Origin of the sequence: Acetobacter aceti, from assembly GCF_002005445.1 — a bacterium.
Lineage (GTDB): Bacteria > Pseudomonadota > Alphaproteobacteria > Acetobacterales > Acetobacteraceae > Acetobacter > Acetobacter aceti_B.
This window is the reverse complement of sequence record NZ_CP014692.1, coordinates 3,332,501-3,359,498: the sequence shown is the minus strand read 5'-3', so window position 1 is coordinate 3,359,498 and position 26,998 is coordinate 3,332,501. Positions and strand designations below refer to the sequence as shown.

The following is a 26,998-nucleotide window of genomic DNA, read 5'->3' as shown; positions in this document are numbered from 1 at the left end:
CCAGGTTCTCATCCTCTGCCGGGTTGCCTTTGCCACGAGCGTTGGGTGGACTGCCCGCTCCGTCCTTCTTCGTTCGGTAAAGTTGGAAGGCAGGAAAAAGACAATGCTCAGTCAGGTAAGCTGATCGCGACATGCGCAGCAGGATCGACAAAAAATATCGACCGGTATCTCATCGGACGATGTTTGTCGCATGATGACCATGTATGGCGATCGCAAGCGCGAGAATTCCCAGAATGAGCGCGTAGCGAAACGCCTCATCCTGCTTGAACGCGACAGGAAACGCCTCTTTAAGCCGTTCAGCAAATGATCGGGCTTTCAAAGAGGGATGATCGTCTTCGCTCATCCGTGATATCCTCTTTTGACAGCATCTTCGATGTCGACGGCGTCGATCGTATGCAGGGCTTCCTGATTGCGAGTTTGTAGTGCCATGACGCGTTCAGCATGCGACTCTCTTGTTCTTTCCCACAATGTTCTCACTTCTCGCCCGTTACCGAAATGGGCGCCTCCCTGACGAATGAGTTCCTGGCAGGCGGGAAAGACGGCGGAAGCGGCGCTTTCATTCAGAAGGAAGCCTTCCTTCGTGGCATGACCCACATAAATCTGGGCCAATTCGTCGACAGCATAGTCTGGAAATTCGATGGTGCGCGTAAAGCGCGACTTGAGGCCCGGATTAGCAGAGAGAAATCGCTCCATTTCGGTCGTGTAGCCTGCCACGATGACGCATATGCGATCACGTCGGTCTTCCATCAGCTTGAGCAACGTGTCGATCGCCTCAGCGCCGAAATCATTCCCGGCATTCTTCGGTGCCAGCGTATAGGCTTCGTCGATAAAAAGCACGCCATCCGTTGCTCGTGTGACGATCTCCTGAACCATGGGAGCCGTGTGACCAATATATTGACCGACAAGTTGAGAACGGTCCGCCTCGACCATGTGGCCCCGACGCAGATAGCCGTAATCATGCAGAATTTCGCCCATAAGGCGTGCCACAGTCGTCTTGCCGGTGCCCGGATTACCCAGAAATACACAATGAAGAGAAGGGACAGACGCCTTGAAGCCGGATTTCTCCCTTTCTTTTTCGAGTTCGAGCCGGCGCATCAAGCGATGCACCTCATCCTTGACGGCTTTCAGGCCGATCATATTGTCAAGTTTCTCGATCGCGGTCGGGCCTTTTCGAAATGCGGCGGCCTTTCGCGGTGGTGGGGTTGGTCGCGGTGCAACGTCCGGATGAAGTAAAGAAGGATTATCCGTTCCCTGATCGATTGGCGGCTGATCATCCGGTGGCGACGACTTGAATGCCTGAGCATTTTGTTCGCGAAGCAATCTCTCCCGTTCGAAACGCGCCTCGCTTTCCTGCCGATAACGGTCAACCATTTCCTTCGCCTTGTTCCGACCGAAAGTCATAGCACGTTCTGTGTAGCGGGTCGCTTCTGGTGGCCCGTTCTCCATCACCTGCCACAGGCGATAGGCCGCAAAAGCAAGCAAGGCGGGGCCGATAATCCAGGCAAAGCTCTGAAAGATCGACGAGATCCACGATAGAGCGATGAGGATAAGGATAACAGCAGCCGAAACACGAATCAGGTTGGCGGTCATGGCGTTAACTTGTCTGTTCCGGATCGGAGAGGCATGATTCTTTTCGATTCTATCTCAGAAAATTTTGAATAAGGTGGCAGTGATATCGTTGTATTTCTACAAACGGCTAGCGGAGTATGTCAGCGATTAGTTTGCGGGTGAAGCGGTTCGCGTGCTGAAAATGACGACGACAACGGAAGGTCCACGCCTTTTACGCCTTGCTGACCAGTTCGCCCAGAGCCCTGATGATCTTGCCCTGATCGTGTTTGCCGAGGATGCCGAAGGCTGCTCCAAGCCGCGTGGCGGGGACAGTCGCCAGATCAAGCGGGTTGGCGAAGACGTCCTCTTCCTCGACATGCAGATGCGGCGTCAGTGGATGGTCCGGTAGCGCGCTGCCCGATCGTCTGACGAGCGGCATGACGACGCGGCCCACGCTGCGCTCCAAGCGATTGCTCTGGATCTGGACGACGAAAGGAATGCCCCGGTTACGGCCGGGGTTCCGGTAGATCGCGAATTGCGGCATCGGATCAGAGCGTCGAGAATTCGTCGCTCAGGAAGCCGTGCCGCGCGTGCAGATCGTTCACCGCGTCGATTACGCCATCGAGCCTGCGCTGTTCCTCCTCGCACTGCTGTCGCACGGAGTGCAGATAGTCGCCCAGCAGGGTCTCGACCGTCGCCGAAAGATTGGGCGTCACTTCCCGGACCTGCGCCAGCAGATCGGTGTTGAGCGACAGGTTGACCGGGCGGCGAGGCGCGTTCCGGTCATAGGAAACGCCGAGACTGGTTCGACTGGGCATGATCCGACTCTTTATGCGCATATCGTGCGCATGCAATGAGGATGCCGACGCCAGACCGTAACGCGCAAGTATTTTTCGCTCCAGCCCGCTCCGGTACGATGGATGCCGGATCATGCTTGCGTCCTGAAAAACGCTGGTGCTTTGCTGTCTCCCATGACGAGGGGATTCGAAGCGGTCGATCGAAGCAACCCTGTCCACCATGATGCGCACGAACTATCTGGAGGGAAGGGGGCGCATCCCGTCATGGCGTCGGCGGCACGGGAACTGCTGAACAAATCGGACAATGAACGCTCAGGTGTACTGTCCACTGCCATGTCGTTTCTCGGTCTCTACCGCGATCCGGTGGTGGCCGCCGTGCCCTGGCTGGGCCATCTCATGGTGTCTCGTCAGGAAAGTGCACGGGCTCTGATGATCGACGAGCACAGATCACGCAATCGCCAGTATACCACACCATGCGCAGAAGGAACGGGGCCTTCTTCAATCCGCTGCGCCAGAGCCTCCATGACGGAAGGCGTGATGCGGCGGGCAGCCCCTCACCATGACGATCAATCAGACCGGCAGGTCCTTGCGCGTTAAAGCGCAAAACCCAGTCCCGAACGATCTGCCGGTCGTCACCCATGATACGTCCCTTGTTCGATATATCATCACCCGGTCTCCGTCATAATTCGCTGCGTCGTCGAGAAAGGCATAGGAAAAGGAGATATCAGAAAATGAACGTGCATCATCCCGATGATATTGTGTTTTGGCTTGACGGGTTTCATGCGGCGGGCAGAGAGTTCTCTTCGGAATAGTTTAGCCGCAGGTCGGATAATTTTGAAATTATGGCGCTTGAGGATGTCAGCGTCTGGGCGAGCGTGGCTCTGACGGGGCGATACTGGTCAAGGGTGATCTGTCTCTCGCAACCATTGCCGATACCGGGAATGCCAGCCAACTGACGGCTGACACCGTTTGCCCGATGCTCGGCGACGATCCGCTTCTTGATATCATCGATATGTGGCTCAGGAGGCCGCATGCCCGATAATTTCCTGAAACAGTTTCCACGCGGGCTTGAGCAGCGCTTTCTGTTCTGCATACCGCAGTGCAATCATCTGGTTCAGCCCCGTGACGCCAGTGGTCGATATGATACCGAACTCGGCAGCAAAGCGCCCCGCAGGGCGTCGCCCCCTCTATCGTCTCACGCAGTACATGTCAGATCATCGGAGAAGATTGGCCTGCGCCAGTTCGACCAGTTCATCACCGCGTCCGTTCAGAACGGCCTTGACCATATAAAGGGTAAACCCTTTTGCCATGGCCGCGGTAATCTTGGGCGGCATCGCAAGCTCCATACGCTCGACAGCGACGTCAACGACGGTCGGTCCATCATGTGACAGCGCTTCCGCCAGGCCCTTCTCCAGTTCCCCCGGGTCGTCGATACGAATTCCCTTGATGCCTACCGCTTCCGCCATAGCCGCGAAATCCGGATTTTCGAGGGATGTTCCGAAATCCACAAAGCCGGTCGCTTTTTGCTCCAGTTCAACAAAGCCAAGAATACCGTTATTGAAAATGATGACTTTCACCGGAAGGTTGAGTTGCTTCAGGGAAAGCAGATCCCCCATCAGCATCGTGAAACCACCGTCTCCAGACAGGGAGATAACCTGACGTTTGGGATAGGCGGCCTGTATTCCCATGGCCTGCGGCATCGCATTGGCCATGGACCCATGCCAGAATGACCCCGTGAGAGAACGTTTCCCGTTGACCTGCAGATAACGGGCGCTCCAGACCGTGGGCAATCCCACATCAGCCGTGAAGGCTGCGTCTTCACTTGCGAGGTCGCTGATCACCTTGACGACCTGTTGCGGGTGGAGGCGCCCACCAGGCTTGCCGGTTGCGAGATTGTCGAGATTCGTACGTGCGGTGACATAATGTTTGCGCGATGCATTGAGATGCGCATTGTCGCGGTTACCCGCTATTTTTGGCATTAATGCTTTTACCGTTTCCTTTGCATCCCCGATCACCCCAAGTTCTATCGGTGTCCGGCGTCCAAGCACCTGTGGCCGAATATCGATCTGCGCAATACGCACGCCTGTCGGGTAGAACTGTCGATATGGAAAATCTGTGCCCAGCAGCAGCAGCGCATCGCATGCACCCATAGCGTAGTAACCCGACGAATAACCGATCATGCCGGTCATGCCGACATCGTATGGGTTATCCCACTCGATATGTTCTTTGCCGCGGAGGGCATGCACGATAGGAGCCTTAAGAAGTTCAGCGAACGCGATAACTTCGTCATGCGCGCCTGCAACGCCTCCGCCGCAAAGCAGCGTGACGCGCTTTGAGGCGTTGAGAAGATCGGCTAGTTTTTCGACAGCTTCGGCAGCGGGCACGATCGTCGGGATCTGTGGCAGGAGAGATTGTGTCGTTGGCGGGGAGAACGAAGGTATTTCCTGCAATGCGATATCGCCTGGAATGACGATCACCGAGACACACCGCTCCGCGACAGACCTCCGGATGGCGATTTCCAGTACACGTGGCATCTGACTTGGGCTGGACACCAGTTCGCAATAGCTTGAGCAGTCACGAAAGAGCTCCTCGGGCCGGGTTTCCTGAAAATAACTTGATCCCAATTCAGCCGTCGGAATCTGGGCCGCAATGGCCACCACCGGGACATGTGACCGGTGCGCGTCGAAAAGTCCGTTTATGAGATGAAGATTTCCTGGCCCGCAGCTTCCCGCACAGACGGACAGCGTGCCCGTCGCCTGTGCTTCACCCGTTGCTGCAAAGGCGGCCACCTCTTCATGACGGACATGAAGCCAGTCGATGCCGCCCTTTCGACGGATGGAGTCAGTAAGTCCGTTCAGACTATCGCCCACGATTCCCCAGATGCGGCGGACACCGGCATTCTTCAGGGTATCGACGATCTGGTCAGCAACTGTAGTCATGATGACTCCTTCTGGCGACTTGAGACGCGCGATCCAAATTCTGATGACGTTCACATTCGGCGGGCCGTAATGCCTGTAACGCGTCAGGTGAAAGGGTATTGCAGGGCGGAGACCGCAGTGCGGTGAATGTGAATCTGGATAAATCTATAATTTTCCTAAGCAGATTAAGATACGCCCGACCATAAAAAATAACAATAATGTGATAGCAAGAACCAACGAGGAGCGAAGGCGTTGAGTGGATATATTCTCCACAAGCAACAGGAATTTTCAGTACGACGTAACATTTGTTTCCGCTAGTCTCTTGCTCTTGTTGGGCGTCACTTCATGCGTACGTATGCCAATAGATCTTGGAGCTTTTTGGAAATTGCTTCTTCAGATCGGAAGGTTCTCCATATGGCGCAGAGATGAAACATGAAAACAGCTGGAAACATCCAGTCCGGCGGTTAAGCACCTTGCGGAAAGCTTGTGCTTGAAGATGAAAGGCAATTTCCAAAAATGCTCTTATCGCCATCTGAGTATGTCTATAAATTTCTGTCAGAAATATTTCGGATAACAGTCCTTATCGTCTGATTTTTTGCGCGACCGGATTATATGTCGGAACTGCGGAAAATCGAAAAATACTGACGAGAAACCGAAATATGACGAATAAACTGTTTCCGTCATGCAGAGGACAGCCCATGAGCTACGCTGATTATGAATGTTTCCGGGTGGAACTGGATGATGGCATTGCCCGGGTGACAATGGATTATCCACCGATCAATTTGCTTGATGAAAAGATGTCGAGAGAGTTTGACAGTCTGGGTCGGCAACTGGAGGCTGACGATGCTGTGCGCGTCGTTATTCTGCAAAGCGCGAATCCCGACTTCTTTATCGCCCATTCCGGTTTGCGCCGTGTCGCAGAGTCCGGAACCGGCAAGGTGTCGGGCACTAGAAATTTTCGACTCACTCAGGTGATTGGAGAACGTTTTCGGAATATGCCGAAAGTAACGATCTCAAAGGTCGAAGGGCGTGCGCGTGGTGGTGGCAACGAGATCTCGATGGCGACCGATATGTGTTTTGCGGCCTTGGGAAGGGCCATTTTCGCCCATCCGGAAGTGGCGATTGGGCTGGTGCCGGGTGGCGGTTCGACGCAACGTTTGCCGCGTCTGCTGGGGCGTGGGCGTGCACTGGAAATTCTGACGGGATGTGACGATTTTTCAGCCGAACTGGCTGAGCGATATGGCCTCGTCAACCGTGCGTTTCCGCCTGATGAGCTTGGGCCGTTCGTGGACAATCTGGCCCGAAGGATCGCGACGTTTCCGATTCACGCGATCGCCCATGTCAAGACTGCTGTCGATCAGGGAGCGTTCCACTCATTGTCCGAAGGGTTGCTGACCGAGGCATATCAGTCTGATCTGTGTGTGCGCAGTGAAGTGACGCAGGCGCGTGTCCGGAACGCTCTCGCCGATGGATGGGAGACCAAAGAGGGGGAAATGGATATTAGCGCGCGGCTGGCCAGCGCTACCCTCGCGAAACCGGATTGAGGGCGTGATGATGGATAGCGCTTTCACTTCGCCAATGTCAGTTCCAGAGCGCGACGAAGATCGTCATGCAGCATTGTCGGCGGGGGGACGGGCACAATTCTTTCGCCTCGACGAGGCGGACAGGACACGGCTTGACGCCAAGGCGGATCATGTTGTCGAGCGAATTTTCGAGATTGACCCGCGTGCGCCCGATTATGTCGCCGAAGCCGAGCGCATTTCCGGAATCGGTCAGAGGGAGATTGCCGAGGCGGCCGGACATTCCAATCGATTGCTGGGACGATCCGCGCGTTCGATTGATGGTGAGAACGCGATAGGCGAGCAACTGGCCGCCTTGCGTCGTGCGGTTGAGGATCTCGACCCGGCGAGTGCGGGAAAATTTTTTGTTCTGAAGAGGCTTTTGCGCAGGGTGCCGTTTAGTTCCGGATTGGGACGCTACGTATCGGGCTGGCGTTCTGCGGAAGTCCATATTTCCTCGATACTGAAGCGTCTGGCGAGCGGTAAGGAAGAAATTTTGCGGGACAACGCCGTCATCGACGCCGAGCGACATACTTTGTGGGCGACGATGGAACAGCTCGAAAAACTCATTCATATCACACAGGCTCTCGACGAACGGCTTGAACGGCGTCTTGCCGGCCTTGATGGTGGCAGTGCCGAAAAGGGCAGGACTATTCGGGAGACGGCGCTGTTTTACGCGCGTCAGCGCCGACAGGACTTACTGACCCAGATGGCGGTAACGGCTCAGGGTTATTTCGCTCTCGATATTATCCGCAAGGGGAATATCGAATTGGCGAAAGGTGTCGACCGCGCCTCGACCACCACGGTTGCGGCTTTGCGCACAGCGACAACAGTTGCTCACGCGCTGTCCAGTCAGGGGCGGGTCGCGCGGCAGGTCGGAGCATTCAATACGGCGACAACGAATGTCATCGAGTGGACCGGTACAACGTTGCGTGCCCAGTCTGCGGAAATACACCGTCAGGCCGCCAGCACGACGATCCCTGTCGAGACGATACGAAGAGCTTTCCTGAATGTCTATGAGGTTCTGGATGACGTCAACAAATCGAAAGCCGTTGCTCTGGAAACGATGAAAAACGCTATCGACGCACTTGATGTAGAGATTGCGCGTGCGCGTCAGCATATCAATGAAACATAATATAGTATTATGGTTATGAATAATAAGTTGTACTATATCGATAGTTTTACTTCCAGAATATGTAAACCGGAATGGCGTTGGAGAAAATATCTTGTCTAAATTCCATAGCAAGATCAGGAGTTCCACTTCTGCGGCGTTTGACCCCACTTTCTTTTCTGCTGAAGAGTGGGAAACCCTGTGCGCGATCGTAGACCGGTTGATTCCGGCGGATGAGCATGGCCCCAGTGCGACTGAGGCAGGCGTGCCCGAGTTTCTCGATCGGCAGATGGAACTGCCTTATGGATACGGGGCCTGGTATTATATGGAGGGTCCGTTTCACCCCGAGGCCGAAGCGAATTTCGGCTATCAGCAAGCTTACTCACCCCGGCAGTTCTATCGCCTCGGCCTCGCCGGCGTGGACAAGGTGGCGGTAAAGCAGTCCGGGCGGATTTTTGCGAAACTCGACGGTCCCGCTCAGGATGCCATTCTCTGTCAATTCGAAAGCGATGATCCTGCTGTAGCGGAGTGGTCGACATCAGCCTTTTTCGACATGTTGCTGCAAAATGTTCACGAAGGGTATTTTTCGGATCCCATGTACGGTGGAAATCGTGACATGGCGGCGTGGAAGATGATCGGATTTCCAGGAGCGCGTGCAGATTTTACGGACTGGATTGATCGACCCGGAACGCCTTACCCCTATGACCCCGTCTCTCTGGAGGGACGTTCCGCATGACGCGCCGTCTCAAACCTGTTGATGCAGTCATCGTTGGTTACGGCTGGACTGGGGCCATCATGGCGAAAACTCTGTCGGATGCTGGCCTCAACGTCGTTGCTCTCGAGCGCGGCCCCGCACGCGATACGTCGCCGGATTTCGAATATCCGCGCATCATCGATGAACTGCGTCATGGTGTCCGGGGGGATCTCTGGCAGCGTCTCGCGACTGAAACCGTTACCATCCGTCACAGGATGGACCATGTCGCCGTACCTTACAGGCAATACGGCTCGTTCATCCTTGGAAATGGTGTCGGTGGCGCAGGCGTTCACTGGAACGGCCAGTTGTTCCGGGCGGACCCGGTCGATATGCAGATTCGGTCGCATTATAGCGGTCGCTACGGACGCTCGTTTATTCCTGACGACATGACCATTCAGGACTATCCCGTTTCCTACGCCGAACTCGAACCTTATTTCGACCATTTTGAAAAGGTTTGCGCTGCTTCAGGCAGCGCAGGAAATTTGCGGGGTACCCTTCATGCCGGGGGCAACCCGTTCGAGGGAATACGCTCGAACGCTTATCCGACACCCGCCATGCCCGCCATCGAGGGAGCACGACGCGTCGCGGAGGCGGCGAAAGGACTTGGATATCATCCGTTCCCGATGCCGAATGCGAATACTCCTGTCCCTTATACCAATCCGTACGGCGTGCGCCTCGGCCCGTGCAATCTATGCGGTTTCTGTGACCTTTTTGGCTGTTTTCTCTACTCCAAAGCGTCTCCGCAGACGACAATTCTTCCGGTCCTAACGGGACGGAGCAATCTGGAGGTTCGCACAGACAGTATGGTGACGCGTGTCCTGCTGGACAGTGACGGGCAGCGGGCTACGGGCGTGGTCTATATCGACAAGGACGGACAGGAGTGCGTGCAGCCAGCCGAACTTGTGATGCTATGTGCATTTCAGTTGCACAACGTCCGGTTGCTTCTGCTGTCCGGCATTGGCGTCCCCTATGATCCCACGACGGGGCGAGGGACTGTAGGCAAGAATTTTGCCTATCAGATCTGTAGCGGGGCAACGATGACGTTCAACGAAGACGTTCACATCAACCCGTTCATCGGTGCGGGCGGTGCTGGTCAGATTGTGATTGATGATTTCAATTCCGACCATTTTGATCATGCCGAGCATGGTTTTGTCGGAGGGTCAGCAATTTTCGGTGGGGCGACCGGTGGTCGCCCCATCAAACAGATGCCTCTCCCACCAGGTACGCCGCGGTGGGGAGAAAAATGGAAGGAAGCGGTTAGACGCAGTTATCGTCACACAACCACGGCAACGGCGATCGGCTCGGTCATGGGATATCGAGATCGTTATCTCGATCTCGACCCCACATACAAGGACGCATTTGGGCAGCCACTTCTTCGCATGACGTTCGACTGGCACGAGAATGAGTATCGCATGGCGGCCTTCTGCGCCGACAAGCTTGATGAAATTGCAAGGGCCATGAACCCCGAAAGCTATGGCGTTTCGTCAATCAAGGCCGGAACGACTTATGACACCCGCAAATATCAGACGACACACCTCACGGGGGGAGCCATTATGGGAAGCGATCCGACGAACAGCGTTGTGAACAGATATTCCCAATGCTGGGACGTACCGAATGTTTTTGTTTATGGAAGTTCATCTTTTCCTCAGAACCTCGGCTACAATCCGACTGGCCTCATCGGCGCGCTGACCTATTTCTCGGCAGCCAGATTACGTGACAATTACTTGGCGTCACCTTCACGCCTTGTCGACGCATGAGTTGGTTACGTCTTGCTGACTGGTTCGCCGTTGCTGGCGTTGGTGGCCTGGCGGCGGTGCTTGGCGTGACGCAGATCTCCGATTCATGGTCCGGTCGTCACAGCCTCGCCGAACCCGGCGCGGATGCCTCCCTGATTTCCAGAGGAGCCTATATAGCGCATCTTGCCGATTGCAGCGCCTGCCACTCCGTTCCCGGAAAGCCGCCATTTGCAGGCGGCCTGCCGATGGCTCTTCCTATCGGAACCCTTTACACTCCCAACATCACGCCAGATCCTGAATACGGAATTGGCGAATGGACCCTTCGGGATTTCGACCGCGTGATGCGCACGGGAATCGCCCGGGGACACGGGATGAAGCCCGCCTATAGTGTGTATCCGGCGATGCCTTATACCTCCTATGCCAGCATGCCGGCAGAAGATATCAGGGCTTTGTGGGCTTATTTCCGCTTCGGCGTGCAGCCGGCCGCCGTTCCGAACCGGAAATCCGACATCATGTGGCCCCTTTCCATGCGTTTTCCATTGACGTTATGGCGTTGGGCATTCGGACCATCTGCCGAACCGTTCGATGCGACAGGCTATGGGGACGCGACGATCGCCCGTGGGGCGTATTTCGTCGATGGTCCCGGACATTGTGGAGAATGTCATACACCACGCGGCGTAGGGCTCCAGCTCAAGGCCAGCACGCATGCTGATGGGCCGCTTTATCTGTCGGGGGCGAAAGTGGAGGCCTGGTATGCCCCAAGTCTGCGCAGCGAGGGGCCGGGCACGCTCGAGGAGTGGAGCGCGGAAGACATCGCGATATTTCTAAAAACCGGAGTTAACCACCATTCTACGGCTTTTGGATCAATGACGGACGTGATCGAGCATAGTACGCAACACATGACGGACGATGATCTTCTGGCGGTTGGAAAATACCTCAAGACAATCGGGACGCCCGTGGGCGCATCGTTCCAATACGATCCCGCGACTGCTAACGCCCTGGCGGCAGGTAATGCGGTCGAGCGTGGAGCTCTCGTATATCTGGACAATTGCGCTGCATGTCACCGCCCCGACGGCAAAGGCTATGCGGGCGTGTTCCCCCTTCTTGCCGGCAATTCTGCCGTGGAATCGAGCAATGCGCTCTCCCTGATCTCGGTGGTCCTCAAAGGATCCACCACCCCCCGAACGGGTTCAACACCGGCAAAATTCACGATGCCGCCTTTTGCTTGGCGTCTCGATGACAGGCAAGTGGCGGACGTTGTCAGCTTCATTCGCTCCGCCTGGGGCAATCGGGCTGCGCCAATCGACGCGAAAGATGTTGCGCGTGCCCGGCGAGATATCGCCAAAATGCCTCATCTACCGGAAACGCCTCCTCTCGTTGATCCGCGAGCGGTTCCGTGACGAGCATCGGGGTGTGCGCGATCCTCGTGATGATGCTGGTGTTGCCGATGCTGGGCGGGGTCTGGATTGCGGCCCGCGCAGTAGGTCCGGTCTTCCGTATCCTGTACGGTGCCGGACGACAGGCGTGGGAACTGTCTGGCGGCTGGAAGACTGGCGGCTGGAAGACAGAATGGCGCCCCTGCCTTCGAGGCTGGCTGATGTGGTCTGTGGCAGTCGCGATGGTGGGCTGGGCTGCTGGCCATCCGTTCGCCCCGTTTCCATTGTTCATGCCGTCGTTCGTCATCTGGCGTTGTTTCCTGTTCTTACAGCGCTATTCCGGCGGGGACATTCAGGCGGCCGGGACAACTCCGGTGGAACAATTCATCCGTGACGACGAAAATGCCGCGTTGAGGAATGCGTGGCGTACAGCGCAGGATCATGGCGTTTCTCCTGAAACGATTGCGCGCGCGCGGAAACATTGTTCAGCGCTTTTGCGTGCGCACAAGCAGGCGCCGCTTGATCTTCCGGTTCTCGAATGGGTTGCATTTATCCGGAAACAGATTCCTGACGTCGTGTCAGCTTACTCCGAGCATATTGGTACGCACGACGATGATGTATCGCGTTCTGTATTGATTGTAGGTCTGGAGCGCGCTCTCGCCGATATTGGAGCCGAGGCGGAGAACCGTGTGCACGCGCGGCGTAACGCCAGTGAGGCGGCGCTGACGTTAAGGCTGAATCATCTCACCGAGCGATCAGTACCGAAATCTCCGGTAGACTGACCTCGGAAAGCAAAGCCCGGGAGGCGACCATGCGTTTTCTGCATTTTATACAAAACGGTATTCGGGGAATAGCCGTGAACGATCCGGCGGATGCCGGGGCGGGATTCCGTGGGTTCACCACCGAGGATCAGCATTTCCCTGGCTTCCTCGACGATCTTCTCAGGGCAGAGGCGGATCTTCACGAAGTCCAGCGGATACTGCGCGGCGGTCGTACGATCGATCTCGGAAATATTGTGTTTCTGCCACCGATCCTGCGACCTTCGAAAATTGTCTGTGTTGGCCTGAACTATGCGGATCATGTCCGGGAAACAAACCTCAGGGCGCCGGACTACCCGGAGCTTTTTGCGCGGTTCTCGACCAGTCTCACCGGACACGAGGCGCCGATCCTGCGTCCGAGGGAGTCGACACAACTCGATTTCGAGTCGGAACTGGCATTCGTGATCGGGCGACGGGGCCGGCGGATCGCGCATGCCAACGCGCTTGACCATGTTGCGGGCTATTCGATTTTCAATGATGCGACCTTACGCGATTTTCAGTTCCGTACGCCGCAATGGACAGTCGGCAAGAATTTCGACTCAACGGGTGCTTGCGGTCCCTGGATGGTAACACCTGAGGATCTTCCTCCCGGGGCGAGCGGACTGGCCATTACCGGGCGTCTGAACGGGGAGGTCATGCAGAGTTCAAACACTGGCATGCTGATTTTCGACGTCGCAAAATTGATCGAACTTGTCAGTGCAATTATGACGCTCGAAGCGGGCGACATCTTCATCACGGGAACTCCGGGAGGGGTCGGTCTCGGCCGAAATCCTAAAGTCTATATGTCTCCCGGCGACCGTTTTGAGGTGGAGATCGAGTCAATTGGAACGCTTGCCAACACTATCGTAGAGGATTGACCCGTCTCGATGGCTCTGTTGCGGAATGTGATATGTGGACGTGATACTCCCTTTGAAATCCATTATTTATTTGGACGGCGTGAGTGAGGAGGATTCCGAGCGCGATAATGCGGATGGCAATGCGGACGTGAACTGCCGTGATCTGGCGGTCGAAATGCCGTGCCGTCCGCCGCTGGCCCAGCACTCCATCTGGAGGGACCGAAGAACCGTTAATTGAAGTTCTTGTGTGCTGATTTCGGTTTTTGGGCGTGCTGATTGATAGTCGCCATGGTGGCTTTCGATCTGCGTCCTTCGCAGACCGGGGTCTATCATCCACTGGATTGCTACGCGGCGGCGTTAATCCTCTCGAGAAAAAGGAAGCGGCGCAGGGTATAGACGCTATTGGCCCGGTCGATCTTCATAATGGTTCGAGCGATGCCGACTGTTCGAACCACGAGCCCGGTCTGTGACGTCTGATCAGCAAAGACGTGCGCAACACGCGACCGGATAACGGACTTCCCGGCGTTGGATTTCTGGATATGCCGGGGCACAGGCTTGAGATGTGGCTTTTTTCTGTGGACCTTCGAGACAAAGCCCTGCGTATTCATGAAGTCTTCATTGGCTTTTGAGCGGTAGGCTATGTCCGCTCAAACCGTTGAGGCCGTCCTGGCTTTATCAAGCAAACCTTCGTCTTGGGATCAGGCATAGATCGGGCCTCCGGTTGGGTTCGGCGGCTAAGAGTCTTTTTGGAGAAGGCTTGGAGTCCCGATATGGAATGAAACCAATTCTCTGCATCAATGGAAAATAGCGAAAATCGCAACATAGTCAGGGTAAGGGAAAGACACGTTTCGATAGAAACCCAAGAGTGTCACGCGACACTATTGTGGACCGGGGCGGCGTCACAAGGCGTTAAGCTCATGTGTTCGAGCCTGTAATGGCGAAAGGAGAGTTCATGCGCCGTCAGTCGACCTGGGCACCGCGGCTCGCAGACGGAACCGGAAGCTCGGCGGAGCGTCTGGCAGAGGCGCTGGGCCGTGACATCCTGTCGGGCCGTCTCGACGTCGACGAACGCCTGCCCGCCCACCGGGATCTGGCCTGGCGGCTCGGTGTCGGCGTGGGCTCCGTCACGCGCGCTTACGCCATGCTCGAACGCCGGGGGCTCGTGCGCAGCAGCCATGGGCGCGGTATGTTCGTCGCGGGTAAGCCGGAAGTTTCTGGCGCGCGGTTCGATCTCGCGACCAACATGCCGCCGCCGATGTTCAGCGACAGGGCGCTGAGCCGCACGCTCGGCAGGCTGGCGAGACAGGTCGATGCCACATTGTTCAACGTCTATCCGCCGGTCGCCGGCCATCCCGAGCACCGCCGGATCATGGCGCACTGGCTCGAGACCCTGGGCATCAGCGTCGCGCCGGAGCGCCTGCTGCTGACGGCGGGCGCCCAGCAGGCGCTGAATGTGGCGTTGACGGTGGTGCGGCCTCATGTGGCCTATGCCGCGACCGAGGAGCAGACCTATCCGGGGATGCTGGGGGCCATGCGGCAGGTCGGGCTGCCGGTTCATAGCGTGCGCATGGATGAGGAGGGGATGGAGCCAGCCAGTCTCGAAGAGGTTCTGCATCGGCACCGGGGCGGACGACCGGTCGTCTATCTGACGCCTACGATGCAGAATCCGACCACCGCGACAATGGGGCGGTCGCGCCGACGAGACATCGTGTCGGTGTGCCGCGGGTACGAGGCCCTGATCGTCGAGGATGCGGTCTATGTCGCCGGAGTCGAGGGCGAACAGCCCTCGCTCATGGAACTGGCGCCCGAGCGCACATTTCTCGTCAGCAGCCTGTCGAAGATTCTGAGCCCGGGGCTGCGGGTCGGCGCGCTGGTGCCCCCACAGTGTCATATGGAGGCTGCTTTGTCCGCGCTCCTGACCTCGTCACTGATGATCGCGCCGCTCTCTTACGCGATGATGGCGTTATGGATGCAGGATGGCACGGCGGACAGCGTGCGCCGATCCCTCCGTGCCGAAGCAATCCGCCGGCAGGATCTCGTCACAACTCACCTGGGCGTGCCGGCGTCGGCGGCATCCGACCCGGCGTTCCATGCGTGGCTGCCGATGTCGACCGACCGGGCGGCGCAGCTTGTGGAGTGCGCGCGCACTCTTGGGGTGTCCCTTCCGTCGGCCCGCGCCTTTCAAAGTGGTGAGGTCGTTCGGCGCACCGGCGTTCGTCTGGCGCTGGGCAATGTCACGTATCGCGCGCTGCCTGAGGCGCTGGCGCGTGTCCGTCAGGCGCGGATGCTGGTTGAGGAGAAGGCTCCGTGCGAAACGCTGCCGCTCTACTGAAAATTGCCATGAAAGATGGCGGAGCCACATGTTTGTTCTCTCCTCAAGCGAAGGACAGGAATGATGAGGAACCTTTCAAAACCTGCAACACGCGCCGGTGGCCTTGCCATTCTGCTTGCCGTCGCCCTTTCGTCCGGCGCGGCAGACAGCGCGAGTCCGGAGCCTGATGCGGGAACACTTGTAACCGTTCGCAAACTCAACTGGAGGACTGCGGAAAAGCTCGCGTCGGAAGCTGTAAGCATCTGCGAACAGCGCGGCTATTCGGTGACGGCTTCCGTTGTGGACCCTTCCGGGCATCAGCAGGCTGTCGTCAAGGGCGATGATGCGGCGCTCCAGACGCTATCGGTGTCCTATCGCAAAGCTTACACTGCCTTTTCCTACGGAAAAACGTTCAACAAAAATACCACCAGCGAACTGATCAAGGCGAAAGTCACTGGCCCGCTGGATGGCGGCGTTCTCGCCACCGAACCGGAAATCATCTTCATCGCGGGGGGCGTCACCCTGCGCGCGCATGATGGTGGCGTCATCGGCGGCCTCGGTGTTTCAGGAGCGCCGGGCGGCGACAAGGACGAAGCTTGCGCCGTGGATGCGATCGCGGGCTTGAAGGGTTTACTTCACTAAGGCGACGGAAGATCCGTCCGTCCCCGCATCGGACAGTGTGTGTATTCGCGATCTGCACGCTTTCTCTTTTCGATCAGCCGTAGGCGCCCCGGGATCGCTTGCCCCGGGATCTGTCGTCACAGGGCCGGGACAGAGAAGCCGGGACAGAGAAAAAGTGTCGCGTGACACAATAGAGATATACGGAAAGTGTTCCGGATGGTTAGGAATCCGGCATTGCCCTTGTTCGGAGCCGATTGATGTCTGCAAAAGCCATATCCCCGGTGACCGTGGTTGCGTCCTTCCGTCTCCTGCCCGACCGCGTCGCGGAGGTTCTGCCCGTGGTGGCGGCCTGCGTGACGGCCTCGCGGAAGGAAGCGACCAATCTGTCCTATACGTGTCGTCGTGATCGCGACGATCCATTGCATTTCGTGTTTGTCGAGCAATGGCGCAGCGTGGACGCCATTCGTCAGCATGAGGAACAGCCGCATTTTCTCGCTCTGAAATCCGCGCTGGAAGCGGGCGCGGACGGTACGCTGGCCGTGACCCTGCTCGAAGACGACGATCGGCTGGCCTGACGGCCGGAGCGCGGATCATGACGTCATACGTCTATCTGATCGGCACCGTCGATACGAAATCCGACGAACTGCGCTATCTGTCCTCGATCCTTGCCGCGTGCGGCGTCGAAAGCCGGATCGTGGACGTCAGCACGACGGACGAGCCCCGCCGCGCCGATATCGCCGCGCGGGTGGTGGCCGCCTGTCATCCCGGCGGCGCGGAGGCTGTGTTCTGCGGCGAACGGGGGCGTGCGATCGCGGCTATGGCAGAAGCCCTGCGTGGCTTTCTGCCGGGTTGCGCCGATCTGGCTGGCGTCGTGGCCATCGGTGGTTCCGGTGGCACGGCCATCGTGGCGCCTGCCCTGCAGGCCCTGCCGACCGGCGTGCCGAAAATTGTGGTTTCCACCGTCGCGTCGGGCAATGTCGCGCCTTACGTCGGCGGGTCTGATATCGCCATGCTTTATTCGGTCGTGGATCTGCAAGGGTTGAACCGGGTTTCCAGGGTGATTCTCTCCAATGCGGCGAACGCCATGGCAGGCATGACCCGGACTCCGCGACCGAAGGTGTGCGATGCGCGTCCGGCCGTTGGCGTCACCATGTTCGGCGTCACGACACCCTGTGTGACCGCGGCCGTGCAGGAACTGGACAGCGACTTCGAATGTCTGGTCTTCCATGCGACAGGCACCGGCGGACGCTCGATGGAACATCTCATCGAGCAGGGAATGATTCAGGGCGTTCTGGACGTCACGACCACGGAGTTCTGCGATTTCGTCGCGGGCGGGATCTTTGCCTGCGATGAGACCCGCCTCGGGGCGGTCGCGCGGACCGGCGTCCCCTATGTGGGGAGTTGCGGCGCGCTGGATATGGTCAATTTCGGCGCGATGGAGACGGTTCCCGAACGTTATCGCGGCCGGGTTTTCGTGCGGCACAACCCGTTCATCACCCTCATGCGCACGACGGCGGACGAATGCCGTCGCATGGGGCAACTGATCGGCGAGCGGCTCAACCAGTGCGAAGGCCTGGTTCGCTTCTTCTACCCGGAGGGCGGCTTTTCGCTGCTCGACCGGCCCGGCGAGGCTTTTCACGATCCCGAAGCCGATGAGGCCTTCCGCGCGTCGCTTCTCGCGACCTTGCGGCAGACCGCGCGGCGTCGGTTCGTCAGTCTGCCGCTCGCCCTCAACGATCCTGCCTTCGCCCGTGCGATGGCGGACGAATTCACGCGTCTTTTCAAGGAGACTTCTACCGATGCCCCGCATTGAACGCGACACCATCCTTGCCCGCCTGCGTGGCCTGATCGCCGAGCGCAAGCCGATCGTAGGGGGCGGGGCCGGGACCGGTCTGTCCGCCAAGTGCGAGGCGGCGGGTGGGATCGACCTGATCGTGATCTACAATTCCGGACGCTATCGCATGGCAGGGCGTGGTTCGCTTGCCGGTGTTCTGGCCTATGGCAACGCGAACCAGATCGTCATGGAGATGGCGCGCGAGGTTCTGCCGGTCGTCCCGAACACGCCCGTGCTGGCAGGCGTCAACGGCACCGATCCTTTCGTGGATTTCGACGTGTTCCTCGACGACATCCGCCGGGTCGGGTTTTCCGGCATCCAGAATTTTCCAACCGTGGGGCTGATTGACGGCAATTTCCGCAAGAATCTCGAAGAAACCGGCATGAGCTACAGTCTCGAGGTCGATGTGGTCGCCCGTGCGCGGAAGAAAGACCTGCTGACGACGCCCTATGTCTTCGACACCGAGCAGGCGAAGGACATGGCCCGTGCCGGAGCCGATATTCTCGTTGCACATATGGGCCTGACCACAGGCGGGAGCATAGGCGCCGGGACAGCGTTCACGCTCGAGGATTCCATCGCGCTCATCAACGAGATTTCCGAGGCTGCGCGCAGTGTGCGTGACGATGTCATCCTGCTGTGCCACGGCGGACCGATTGCGATGCCCGCCGATGCGCAGCAGGTTCTGGACGCCTGCCCGGGCTGTCATGGCTTCTACGGAGCTTCCAGCATGGAGCGTCTGCCGGCCGAAACGGCGCTGGTCGAGCAGACCCGGACCTTCAAGGCCATGACCCGCTGATCTCGGAACCACAAGATAAGGAGACATCCATGACACTCGATGTTGCCAGCGCCATTCTCAAACGCCGCGCGACGAAGCAATTCGATGCCAGACATCCCATGTCGGCGCAGGATCTGGAGACCATCCTCGGGCTTGCCCGCAGGATGCCCACGGCGTTCAATATCCAGAACTGGCGTTTCGTCGCCGTCACGGACCCCGACCTGCGCCGCGAGATCCGCAAGGTCGCCTGGGACCAGCCGCAGGTGACGGATGCCTCCGTCCTGCTGATCCTGTGCGCCGATATCAAGGCGTGGGAAAAATCTCCCGAACGGTACTGGGCGAACGCCGCACCCGCCACCCGCGACATCATGGTCGGGGCAATCGACCAGTATTATCGCGGACGCGAGCAGGTTCAGCGCGACGAGGGCATGCGTTCCTGCGGCATGGCGGCCGGGGCGATCATGCTTCTGGCAGAAAGCATGGGCTATGGCACCTGCCCGATGGACGGGTTCGATTTCGACGCGGTCGGAAAGCTGATCCGTCTGCCCGAGGACCATGAGATCGTCATGTTCGTGGCCATCGGCAAGCCTGCCGAGGCCCCGTACCCCACTGGCGGGATTCTGCCGTCGTCAGAGATCATTGTGACAGACAGATTCGGGGAGTGACGAGGGGCGACCATCAGGACCATGGCGCGACGTCGCCGTCCAGAATCACATTCCGGAATGGAACAAGATGCTGGGACACTGGCGTTCTTCCGTTCCCGGCCTCTGGGCGGCCGTTCTCCCATGCGCGCTTCCCGCGCCCATGCGGAGGCGGGCGGTTTCCCCATGCGGGCCAAAGTGTCAGGGGCAGCTATGGCGTTCTGGCCGCGATCATGACGTATGAAAAGGATGGCGCGCATGTCTTCTTCAAAACTTCTTCAGTTTCGACAAGATAATTCCTTCTGCTGCCAGGATGCTGTAGTCTTTCCCATCATGTTGATATTTTCACGTTCCCTCATCTTTTCCCTCATCGCAGCCTCTTTCTGGGGCTCAGTGCCGGGCGTTGCGCAAGCAGCTCCGACACCTCTCCTTGATGAAGCGGCTCTCAGCGCCCAGTCGGTTCTCGCAAAGGTTGGCGCCGCCCGCTTTACGGCGGCGGATTTCCAGCCGGGCACACTCCGTCACATGGTAATGTTCCGCTTTCGCCCCGAAGTGACGCCAGCCTTGCGCGGTGAAGTGACAAAACGGTTTCTCGCCCTTGCCAGCCTGTCCCGTCGCCCGGACGGCAAGCCTGTCGTGGTGTCCATTGAGGCCGGCGCACAGAACAGCGGTGAAAACAATGATCTTGGCCTGCAGGAAGGCTATCTGGTGACTTTCAAATCTGGAGGTGACCGGAATTTCTATGTCGGTCGTCCCATTGTCACGGATGCGCGCTATTTCGACGCCGCACATGAGGCCTTCAAGATATTTGCCGGGCCTTATCTCGAAAAAGTCGTAGTCTTCGACTTCCCTGTCAGCGCTGTGAGCAGGCCATAACAGGTTACCCAGACTCTCAAACGACATCAGGCCGGATCATGCCTTAAGAAGACCAGAGAAATGAGCTGCTGTAACGCCTCATTCTCCCGCCTGTTTGTGGACCAAAGGAGTGCACAAGGCGTCACAGCGTCAGGAACTTCTCAGTCCCTCATCTGCCTGTTTTCTCACGGCAGATCCAAGACAGATAAAAGAAACTCATCACCATAAAGCTGCGACTCTTATTGATATAGATTGATATAGAAACCCTATATCAAAAGTATTCCCTGCGAATTTAGCAGAATACTACTCCCCGTTCGCTGTGTGTCATATGATGTCTGTCGCATATTAATATTGACAATGATTCGCATTTGCTTAGAAGGCGTTTTCTCTAAAATGTGAATGCGGAAAGAGTTTCATGCGGCAATCGCGATATCTGACACGCAGCGCCGTGCCCGTCGTCATTATGGCGTCTCTCGGATCGACAGCCTGGGCAGCCCAATCTGACGCAGCCGTGGACGACAAAAAATCCACGGGCGGAAAAGTCAGCAAAGCGCCATCGGGCCATGAAGTCATTGTCGTGACCGCCACGGGTCTGTCGCATGCCGCCGCCAGTACAAAAACCCGCACGCCAATTATTGAATCGCCTCAGACAATCTCCATTGTCAGTCGCGAAGAAATCGAACTGCGAGCTTCCCCGACCGTTGCAGACGCCCTGGCCTATACCGCTGGCGTGCAGGCCGAACCCAGCGGTATCGACAGCCGTGTTGACGAGGTTTCTGTCCGAGGATTCGGTGCGGGGGGATTTTCCTCCAACAACAACTTTGTCGATGGTCTGCGCCTGCCTGCAGGTGGCCAATGGACACGCACCTCCTTCGATCCGTTCGCCCTTCAGCAGATCGAAGTCCTCAAGGGCCCCTCTGGTGCCCTGTATGGGCAGACAGCACCCGGCGGCATTGTCAACCTGACCACCAAGAAGCCTACCGAAACCAGTCATGGAGAGTTCTTTACCCAGACAGCAGGTTATACGGATCTCGCCAACTGGCAGGGACAGGCGGCCGGTGATGTTTCGGGTAAACTCAACAAGCAGGGAACCGTTCTGGGACGCGTGGTCGCCCTCGCACGGTACGGCGGCACGCAGGTCAACAGCGTCATGAACGGACGCTATTACGTCTCTCCCAGTCTGACCTGGAAATACGCTCCCGGCTCGTCATGGACTCTTCTCGCGCAGTATCAACGCGATGCAGGTGGTTCCACCTTTCAGTTCCTCCCCAAGACAGGCACGCTGGTGTTGTCGAAGGGCCGGCATATCGCCAATGACGCCAATATCGGTGAACCCGACTGGGACAAATTCGATCGCACGCAGGCGCTGGCAGGATCGTTTCTGGAGCACAGATTCAATCGCTTCCTGACGGTCCGGAACAACACCCGTTACACCTACCTCGATAATCTGTACCGTGCGACAGTTCTGAGTGGTGACACACTTACAGCCTGCCCCGGATCGGTGCGGGGATGTGTCGCGGGTGAAACCGTCAATCGTCGTGCCGTGGAAGGACGAGGCCGCTCTCAGGGTGTGGCGATGGACACGCAGATTGAAGGGCATGTAAAAACAGGGCCGGTACAGCACACACTTCTTGTCGGAACTGACTATTTCTACACAAGCTGGGAAAGCTCCCGTGATCTGGTCAAGTCCGCGCTCGTGCTGCCGATGCTGGATATCTTTGATCCATCAGCCCGTGGAGTGGGAGGCTATTCAGGCGGCCTCACTCCGCAGGTCTACAACGCCACAAAATCCTACCAGAACGGCGTCTATTTTCAGGATCAGATGAAGTTCGAACGCCTGCGCGTCACGGTCGGCGGACGGCAGGACTGGGCGACAGATGACACACTCAACATCCTGACACGTCAACGCTATGTCACATCTTCCAACAAATTCACCTGGCGTGCCGGCGCCGTCTATCTGCTCGATTTCGGGCTGGCTCCCTATTTCAGCTATGCCACGTCTTTCCAGCCTCAGGTGCTGGACCCTGCGACCTCACTGGATGACAAGCCATTCAAGCCGACCACAGGCGATCAGTATGAGGCTGGTCTACGTTATCAGTACAAGAAAAGTATTTACGTCACTTTCGGCGCTTATCAGATCAAACAGAAGAACATGAACACCCCCGCACCCAACGGCGAGATGTGTGGCCCAGCCACCTGTTACGTGCAGACCGGTGAAGGGCGTGTCAGAGGCCTGGAACTGGAAGGTCGCGCCAATCTCCCGTGGGATATGTCGGTTATTTTCACAGGCACCCGCAGCGACCCCAGAGTCACGAAGTCGAACACGGCTTACCAGATCGGCAACTATCTGCCACAGGCTCCCAAATGGATGGCCTCCCTGTTTGTCGATCAGCGTATTCGTCGCGGCACGTTCCGGGGCGCGGGCGTTGGCGGCGGAGTGCGTTACACAGGACACAGCTACGGCGATACCAACAATACACTGTCCATTCCCGGTTATACCGTCTTTGACGTGTTTCTGCGTTATGATTTCGGACAGGCCCATCCTCGGTATGATGGTTTGTCTTTCTCGACGAACGTCCGCAACATCGCCAACAAGCGGTTCGTGGCGACCTGCACCGCCGTATCCGCCTGCTATTACGGTCAGGGCAGAAGCCTGACGATGCGTCTGGAATATCGCTGGTGATACAGCCTGATTTTTTCCTTGCGATCGGAAGCGTGGCCGGCCTGCTCGCAAGTATCATGTTCTACTGTACATCCGGCCAGCAGAGACTTTTGACACGGAGCCTGTCGGGAAGCGCAGGTGTGGGAGGGGGGATCGGCCTCACCCTGTGCATGGCAGGCTGTTTTTCACACATCATGAGCCTGACAACGGCTCTGTTCGTGACTGTGGTTCTGCTGATGTTATGGCTTTGCTTGCTGCCGGTCAGCATCGCTCTCGTGAAACCACGAGGTACGCAAAGATGATACTCGATAACAGCGCATGGAGAGGAAAACTCTCCGCCGGGATTATTCCGGGAGCCGGTATGGCATTGGGAGGCATGGGTGTGGCTGGCCTGCTCTGTCACACCACAGGCAGTCCCATGACGCTTTCAGCACAGGCCCTGCTGTGGATGGCTGTCTTCGTATGGATCGTGTCTGTCTGTACCTGTTTCCTGTTTTCCTCCGGACGTAAGGCGTGGATAGGGCTGGGTGGCTGTTGCGCTCTTGTCTGGCTGCTTTTTCTCATTCTGAAGAACGTGATCCGATGAAACTTCGTGAAGATATTGTCGCTGTCTATCGCGAAGTTCACACCTGGGTCGGCATACTGGCGGCTCTTTTTCTTTTTATTGCATTCTATGCCGGCTCAGTCAGCATGTTTGAACAGACCTTGCAAAACTGGCTGACACCGGAAAGTCATTTGCCGGCACCGGTGTCTCTCGACCGCACGCCCGAACTGATGGAAAAAGCCTTTACCGCCTTTCCGGACGCCCGCCAGAATTACACCATCGTGCTGACACCGGATAAGACCCAGCCCGCCCGTCTTGTCTGGCCTCAGAATCCGAAAAGCCGTGAGCATGGACCAATCCTTCTTGTCGCTGCGGCTCTCGATCCAGAGGGTGGACTGATTACGGAAAAGCAGCCCCCTTCGGAAACGGCACATTTCATTGACGTCCTGCACCAGCGTGTGGGGCTGCCTTTACCGGAAGATGTGGCGATGCCTTTCATGGGCGTGGTCGCTCTGGCCTACGCCATTGCGCTGGTGTCTGGTGTGATCGCCTTTCTTCCCGCCCTGAAACGCACTCTCTTTGCTGTCCGGCTTGAGGGTGGCAAACGTCGGGCATGGCTAGATCTGCATAATGTCTTCGGTTTTTTCTCACTGCCCTTTCATGTCGTCATGGCGATCACATCCGTGCTGTTTGCATTTCATGAGCCGATTTACGCCGTGCAGAACATACTTTTTCATAACGATGCTCATCCGGCCCATGCCCGACAGCATGCGTCACCCGCACGAGAGACTGCCCCACTCCTGACGCCAGCCGCTCTCGTCGCGTCCCTTGCCCGACAGGCGCCGGGCTTTGAACCGGATACGCTGAATTATACTACCCGACCTGGCCCCGGTGGCGGAACGCTCACTCTTCGTGTCGCCGGGCATGACCCGCGTTTTGTGATGCGCGGTCCCAATGCCGGGTTTGCAGTCATGGACCCGGTAACCGGTCATATTCTTTCGACTGACTATCTGCCGGGCCACCAGTCAGGCGGATTTGCGACGATCACCTCTTTCTTCAGTCTGCATTTTGGCAGCTATGGCGGGTACCCGGTTCGCTGGGCCTATCTTGTGCTCGGATTTGGAGGAGCTTTTCTGTTTTATACCGGCAATCAGCTCTGGATCATGGCGCGACAGCGACGTGAACGCGCTACCGGCCTTGTCACCGCGACACGTGGCTCGCGTGTTCTCTCCTCTCTGACCATCGGATGCACGACTGGTTGCATGACCGGTATCGCCGCCATCATTACTTTTGCCGCCGCCGTCCCAAATCCGATGACGTACATGCCGGTCGCCCTGATCTATTACGCGACCTTCCTGCTCTGCACAGTGCTGGCTTTTATTCTGCCTGTACAGACCAAAGCACGGGCTCTTTTCTGTATTACGGCTCTCAGTCACATTATCCTGGCCGTAGCTGCACTGACGCGAGGCGGGAGCCCTGACGATGACACCTCATTCATCGTTGCGGCTTTAGCTCTCACTCTGGCTCTCCTTTTCTTCATGGTGGCGAAGAAAAGGGGATATTCAGGGCTGACCCACTGAAGCAACCCCGTAAAATTACAAAAACTTTTGGTGAAGCTTTTTTCAAAAAGCTTCAGAGGAAATCGCTTTCCTGAAAAAGGCAATATCGAATTTCTGATCGTGCTGTTACTTCACGCAACCGGCGGAATGAGCGGCTGCGGCACTTCATCCTCGCTCCAGTCGCCTGCCTGCCATTCAGCGCGGAGATGCGCCGCATGGGCCTCAAGCGTGCCATCGACAATGGCTGCACGGATGCCGCGCATCAGTCGCTGGTAATAGGCAAGGTTATGCCACGTCAGCAGCATCGGTCCGAGAATTTCGTCAGCACGGAACAGATGATGCAGATAGGCGCGGGAGTGGCGCGTGCAGGCCAGACAGTCGCAGTGCGGTGACAGTGGGCGTGCGTCGAGCGCGAACCGGGCGTTGCGCAGGTTGATGTGGCCACGCTCGGTATAGGCGCGGGCCGTCCTCCCGGCGCGGGTCGGCATCACGCAGTCGAACATATCCACGCCACGCATCACACTGCCGAGCAGGTCGTCCGGTGTGCCGACGCCCATCAGATAGCGCGGTTTGTCATTGGGCATGAGCGGCGTCGTCACGTCGAGCGTGGAGAACATCAGCTCCTGCCCCTCGCCCACCGCGAGACCGCCGATGGCGTAGCCTTCGAAACCGATATCCGTCAGCGCCTTCACACTCTCGGCGCGCAGCTCCGGCTCGGTACCGCCCTGCACGATACCGAACTGACCGTAGCCTTCACGCTGGATGAACGCCTCGCGGGAACGGGCGGCCCAGCGCATCGACATCCGCATGGAGGCCGCGATGGCTTCGGGTGCGGCGGGAAGGGCCGGGCACTCGTCGAAGCACATGGTGATGGTCGCATCCAGAGCGTGCTGGATGTCGGTCGAACGCTGCGGGTCGAGGCGATGTTTCGAGCCGTCGATATGCGACTGGAACGTCACGCCGTCCTGATCCAGTTTACGCAGAGCCCCAAGTGACATGACCTGAAATCCGCCAGAGTCCGTCAGGATCGGGCCGGACCAGTCCATGAACTTGTGCAGGCCACCGAGCCGCTTCACCCGCTCCGCACCGGGACGCAGCATCAGGTGATAGGTGTTGCCCAGCACGATCCCGGCTCCTGTCGAACGTACGGCGTCCATGGTCATGGCCTTCACCGTGCCAGCCGTACCGACGGGCATGAAGGTCGGCGTCTGGACCGGGCCGTGCGCCGTGTGCAGCGTGCCGGCGCGGGCCTGGCCGTCTGTGGACTCGCAGATCCAGCGGAAAGTGCTGCTCATGAAGGAAGGCCCTTTGCTGTGGAAGAGTTATGGGACGCTGCCCCATGCCCCGGCAGGAAGCGCGGCTTCCTGCACCTCGATCTGTTAGAAGTGGTTTCCAAAGGCGCGCCTTTGGTGGGGTGAGGGGCAAAGCCCCTATAAGTTGTCACGGGCGCTGCTGCCCTTGACCCGCCAAAGGCTGTGCCTTTGGAAACCGTCTGCAATATCATGGAGTTTCCGCCCGACGCAGCAGGCAGGCGTCACCATAGGAATAAAAGCGGTAGCCGTCGCGGACTGCATGTTCATACGCTGCTTTCATCCGCTCCGTGCCTGCAAAGGCGCAGACCAGCATGAAGAGTGTCGAGCGCGGCAGATGGAAGTTGGTCATCAGCATATCCACGGCACGGAACTTGAAGCCGGGATGGATGAAGATCGACGTGTCGCCGTCGAAGGGCATCACGCGACCATC

The 26,998-nt window shown here is 57.8% G+C and carries 27 protein-coding genes and 3 pseudogenes (1 of these 30 only partly in view); 20 read left to right on the top strand and 10 right to left on the bottom strand.

All coding sequences use genetic code 11. The features are described from left to right. Nucleotides 1–169: 169 nt before the first annotated feature. From A0U92_RS17885 to A0U92_RS15350, 4 genes are all read right to left on the bottom strand, one after another. Nucleotides 170–343, bottom strand: a complete 174-nt coding sequence (locus tag A0U92_RS17885) for a hypothetical protein (RefSeq protein ID WP_187668792.1) — start codon at nucleotides 341–343, stop codon at nucleotides 170–172. Continuing rightward, complete coding sequence (locus tag A0U92_RS15360) at nucleotides 340–1,590, bottom strand: AAA family ATPase (protein WP_077813895.1); 1,251 nt, start codon at nucleotides 1,588–1,590, stop codon at nucleotides 340–342. The genes A0U92_RS17885 and A0U92_RS15360 overlap by 4 nt, the downstream gene beginning before the upstream one ends. 190 nt (nucleotides 1,591–1,780) lie before the next feature. Continuing rightward, a complete protein-coding gene (locus A0U92_RS15355; RefSeq protein WP_077813894.1) occupies nucleotides 1,781–2,092 on the bottom strand; it encodes a CcdB family protein in 312 nt (103 codons plus the stop codon). Nucleotides 2,093–2,096: 4 nt separating this feature from the next. Beyond that, nucleotides 2,097–2,366, bottom strand: a complete 270-nt coding sequence (locus A0U92_RS15350) for a type II toxin-antitoxin system CcdA family antitoxin (RefSeq protein ID WP_077814503.1) — start codon at nucleotides 2,364–2,366, stop codon at nucleotides 2,097–2,099. A gap of 163 nt (nucleotides 2,367–2,529) precedes the next feature. On the opposite strand from A0U92_RS15350, the pseudogene A0U92_RS15345 reads away from it, so the two are divergent. Beyond that, nucleotides 2,530–2,723, top strand: a pseudogene (locus A0U92_RS15345) (type IV secretory system conjugative DNA transfer family protein); the annotation flags it as partial. A 65-nt stretch (nucleotides 2,724–2,788) separates the two neighbouring features. Here the strand turns inward: A0U92_RS15345 and A0U92_RS18675 are convergent. The 3 genes and pseudogenes from A0U92_RS18675 to poxB all read right to left on the bottom strand — a co-directional run. Further along, nucleotides 2,789–2,985: pseudogene (locus tag A0U92_RS18675) on the bottom strand (helix-turn-helix domain-containing protein); the annotation flags it as partial. A gap of 138 nt (nucleotides 2,986–3,123) precedes the next feature. Beyond that, nucleotides 3,124–3,378, bottom strand: a complete 255-nt coding sequence (locus A0U92_RS15340; RefSeq protein WP_077813893.1) for a hypothetical protein — start codon at nucleotides 3,376–3,378, stop codon at nucleotides 3,124–3,126. A gap of 181 nt (nucleotides 3,379–3,559) precedes the next feature. Further along, nucleotides 3,560–5,284 (bottom strand): ubiquinone-dependent pyruvate dehydrogenase, encoded by a 1,725-nt coding sequence (gene poxB, locus A0U92_RS15335; protein WP_077814502.1) that lies wholly within the window; start codon nucleotides 5,282–5,284, stop codon nucleotides 3,560–3,562. A gap of 677 nt (nucleotides 5,285–5,961) precedes the next feature. On the opposite strand from poxB, the gene A0U92_RS15330 reads away from it, so the two are divergent. The 7 genes from A0U92_RS15330 to A0U92_RS15300 all read left to right on the top strand — a co-directional run bounded on the left by A0U92_RS15330 (nucleotide 5,962) and on the right by A0U92_RS15300 (nucleotide 13,474). After that, nucleotides 5,962–6,807, top strand: a complete 846-nt coding sequence (locus tag A0U92_RS15330; RefSeq protein WP_222927830.1) for an enoyl-CoA hydratase/isomerase family protein — start codon at nucleotides 5,962–5,964, stop codon at nucleotides 6,805–6,807. 7 nt (nucleotides 6,808–6,814) lie between these two features. Next, nucleotides 6,815–7,957 (top strand): toxic anion resistance protein, encoded by a 1,143-nt coding sequence (locus tag A0U92_RS15325; protein ID WP_187668791.1) that lies wholly within the window; start codon nucleotides 6,815–6,817, stop codon nucleotides 7,955–7,957. Between the two features lie 91 nt (nucleotides 7,958–8,048). Beyond that, nucleotides 8,049–8,669 carry a gluconate 2-dehydrogenase subunit 3 family protein gene (locus A0U92_RS15320; RefSeq protein ID WP_187668790.1) on the top strand — a complete coding sequence of 207 codons (621 nt, stop codon included), beginning with the start codon at nucleotides 8,049–8,051 and terminating at the stop codon, nucleotides 8,667–8,669. Then, nucleotides 8,666–10,444: a GMC family oxidoreductase gene (locus A0U92_RS15315; RefSeq protein WP_077813889.1), complete on the top strand. Its 1,779-nt coding sequence runs from the start codon at nucleotides 8,666–8,668 to the stop codon at nucleotides 10,442–10,444. The genes A0U92_RS15320 and A0U92_RS15315 overlap by 4 nt, the downstream gene beginning before the upstream one ends. Beyond that, on the top strand, nucleotides 10,441–11,823 hold the full coding sequence (locus A0U92_RS15310; protein ID WP_077813888.1) for a cytochrome c: 1,383 nt from the start codon (nucleotides 10,441–10,443) through the stop codon (nucleotides 11,821–11,823). Before A0U92_RS15315 ends, A0U92_RS15310 begins: the two co-directional genes overlap by 4 nt. Beyond that, nucleotides 11,820–12,581, top strand: a complete 762-nt coding sequence (locus A0U92_RS15305) for a hypothetical protein (RefSeq protein ID WP_077813887.1) — start codon at nucleotides 11,820–11,822, stop codon at nucleotides 12,579–12,581. Before A0U92_RS15310 ends, A0U92_RS15305 begins: the two co-directional genes overlap by 4 nt. Before the next feature lie 29 nt (nucleotides 12,582–12,610). Beyond that, complete coding sequence (locus tag A0U92_RS15300; RefSeq protein ID WP_077813886.1) at nucleotides 12,611–13,474, top strand: fumarylacetoacetate hydrolase family protein; 864 nt, start codon at nucleotides 12,611–12,613, stop codon at nucleotides 13,472–13,474. 323 nt (nucleotides 13,475–13,797) lie between these two features. Here the strand turns inward: A0U92_RS15300 and A0U92_RS15290 are convergent. Beyond that, nucleotides 13,798–14,142, bottom strand: a pseudogene (locus A0U92_RS15290) (IS5/IS1182 family transposase); the annotation flags it as partial. Nucleotides 14,143–14,405: 263 nt separating this feature from the next. On the opposite strand from A0U92_RS15290, the gene A0U92_RS15285 reads away from it, so the two are divergent. The 12 genes from A0U92_RS15285 to A0U92_RS15230 all read left to right on the top strand — a co-directional run bounded on the left by A0U92_RS15285 (nucleotide 14,406) and on the right by A0U92_RS15230 (nucleotide 25,276). Further along, nucleotides 14,406–15,785, top strand: a complete 1,380-nt coding sequence (locus tag A0U92_RS15285) for an aminotransferase-like domain-containing protein (RefSeq protein ID WP_077813884.1) — start codon at nucleotides 14,406–14,408, stop codon at nucleotides 15,783–15,785. A 60-nt stretch (nucleotides 15,786–15,845) separates the two neighbouring features. Continuing rightward, entirely contained in the window at nucleotides 15,846–16,406 is a 561-nt protein-coding gene (locus A0U92_RS15280; RefSeq protein WP_077813883.1) for a GlcG/HbpS family heme-binding protein, read from the top strand. A gap of 236 nt (nucleotides 16,407–16,642) precedes the next feature. Further along, the gene (locus tag A0U92_RS15275) at nucleotides 16,643–16,960 is read left to right on the top strand and encodes a putative quinol monooxygenase (protein ID WP_077813882.1); all 318 of its coding nucleotides are present in this window, start codon (nucleotides 16,643–16,645) and stop codon (nucleotides 16,958–16,960) included. A 17-nt stretch (nucleotides 16,961–16,977) separates the two neighbouring features. Next, on the top strand, nucleotides 16,978–18,198 hold the full coding sequence (locus A0U92_RS15270; RefSeq protein ID WP_077813881.1) for a Tm-1-like ATP-binding domain-containing protein: 1,221 nt from the start codon (nucleotides 16,978–16,980) through the stop codon (nucleotides 18,196–18,198). Next, nucleotides 18,185–19,015 (top strand): phosphoenolpyruvate hydrolase family protein, encoded by an 831-nt coding sequence (locus A0U92_RS15265; protein ID WP_077813880.1) that lies wholly within the window; start codon nucleotides 18,185–18,187, stop codon nucleotides 19,013–19,015. Before A0U92_RS15270 ends, A0U92_RS15265 begins: the two co-directional genes overlap by 14 nt. 29 nt (nucleotides 19,016–19,044) lie before the next feature. Next, complete coding sequence (locus tag A0U92_RS15260) at nucleotides 19,045–19,659, top strand: nitroreductase family protein (protein WP_077813879.1); 615 nt, start codon at nucleotides 19,045–19,047, stop codon at nucleotides 19,657–19,659. A 57-nt stretch (nucleotides 19,660–19,716) separates the two neighbouring features. Then, nucleotides 19,717–19,872 (top strand): hypothetical protein, encoded by a 156-nt coding sequence (locus tag A0U92_RS17880; protein WP_187668789.1) that lies wholly within the window; start codon nucleotides 19,717–19,719, stop codon nucleotides 19,870–19,872. A 96-nt stretch (nucleotides 19,873–19,968) separates the two neighbouring features. After that, the gene (locus tag A0U92_RS15250) at nucleotides 19,969–20,511 is read left to right on the top strand and encodes a Dabb family protein (RefSeq protein WP_077814501.1); all 543 of its coding nucleotides are present in this window, start codon (nucleotides 19,969–19,971) and stop codon (nucleotides 20,509–20,511) included. 394 nt (nucleotides 20,512–20,905) lie between these two features. Then, complete coding sequence (locus A0U92_RS15245) at nucleotides 20,906–23,173, top strand: TonB-dependent siderophore receptor (RefSeq protein ID WP_077813877.1); 2,268 nt, start codon at nucleotides 20,906–20,908, stop codon at nucleotides 23,171–23,173. After that, complete coding sequence (locus A0U92_RS18050; RefSeq protein ID WP_077813876.1) at nucleotides 23,170–23,454, top strand: hypothetical protein; 285 nt, start codon at nucleotides 23,170–23,172, stop codon at nucleotides 23,452–23,454. The genes A0U92_RS15245 and A0U92_RS18050 overlap by 4 nt, the downstream gene beginning before the upstream one ends. After that, on the top strand, nucleotides 23,451–23,738 hold the full coding sequence (locus A0U92_RS15235) for a hypothetical protein (protein ID WP_149026492.1): 288 nt from the start codon (nucleotides 23,451–23,453) through the stop codon (nucleotides 23,736–23,738). Before A0U92_RS18050 ends, A0U92_RS15235 begins: the two co-directional genes overlap by 4 nt. Then, complete coding sequence (locus A0U92_RS15230) at nucleotides 23,735–25,276, top strand: PepSY-associated TM helix domain-containing protein (protein WP_077813874.1); 1,542 nt, start codon at nucleotides 23,735–23,737, stop codon at nucleotides 25,274–25,276. The genes A0U92_RS15235 and A0U92_RS15230 overlap by 4 nt, the downstream gene beginning before the upstream one ends. A 110-nt stretch (nucleotides 25,277–25,386) precedes the next feature. Here the strand turns inward: A0U92_RS15230 and tgt are convergent, their stop codons facing one another. Together tgt and queA are read right to left on the bottom strand one after the other, a co-directional pair. Then, the gene (gene tgt / locus A0U92_RS15225) at nucleotides 25,387–26,550 is read right to left on the bottom strand and encodes a tRNA guanosine(34) transglycosylase Tgt (protein WP_077813873.1); all 1,164 of its coding nucleotides are present in this window, start codon (nucleotides 26,548–26,550) and stop codon (nucleotides 25,387–25,389) included. 205 nt (nucleotides 26,551–26,755) lie between these two features. Continuing rightward, nucleotides 26,756–26,998: the 3' end of a tRNA preQ1(34) S-adenosylmethionine ribosyltransferase-isomerase QueA gene (queA, locus tag A0U92_RS15220; protein ID WP_187668788.1), read on the bottom strand. 816 nt of this gene lie beyond the right edge of the window; 243 of the gene's 1,059 nt are visible here — the last part of the coding sequence; its start codon lies off the right edge, out of view; the stop codon is at nucleotides 26,756–26,758.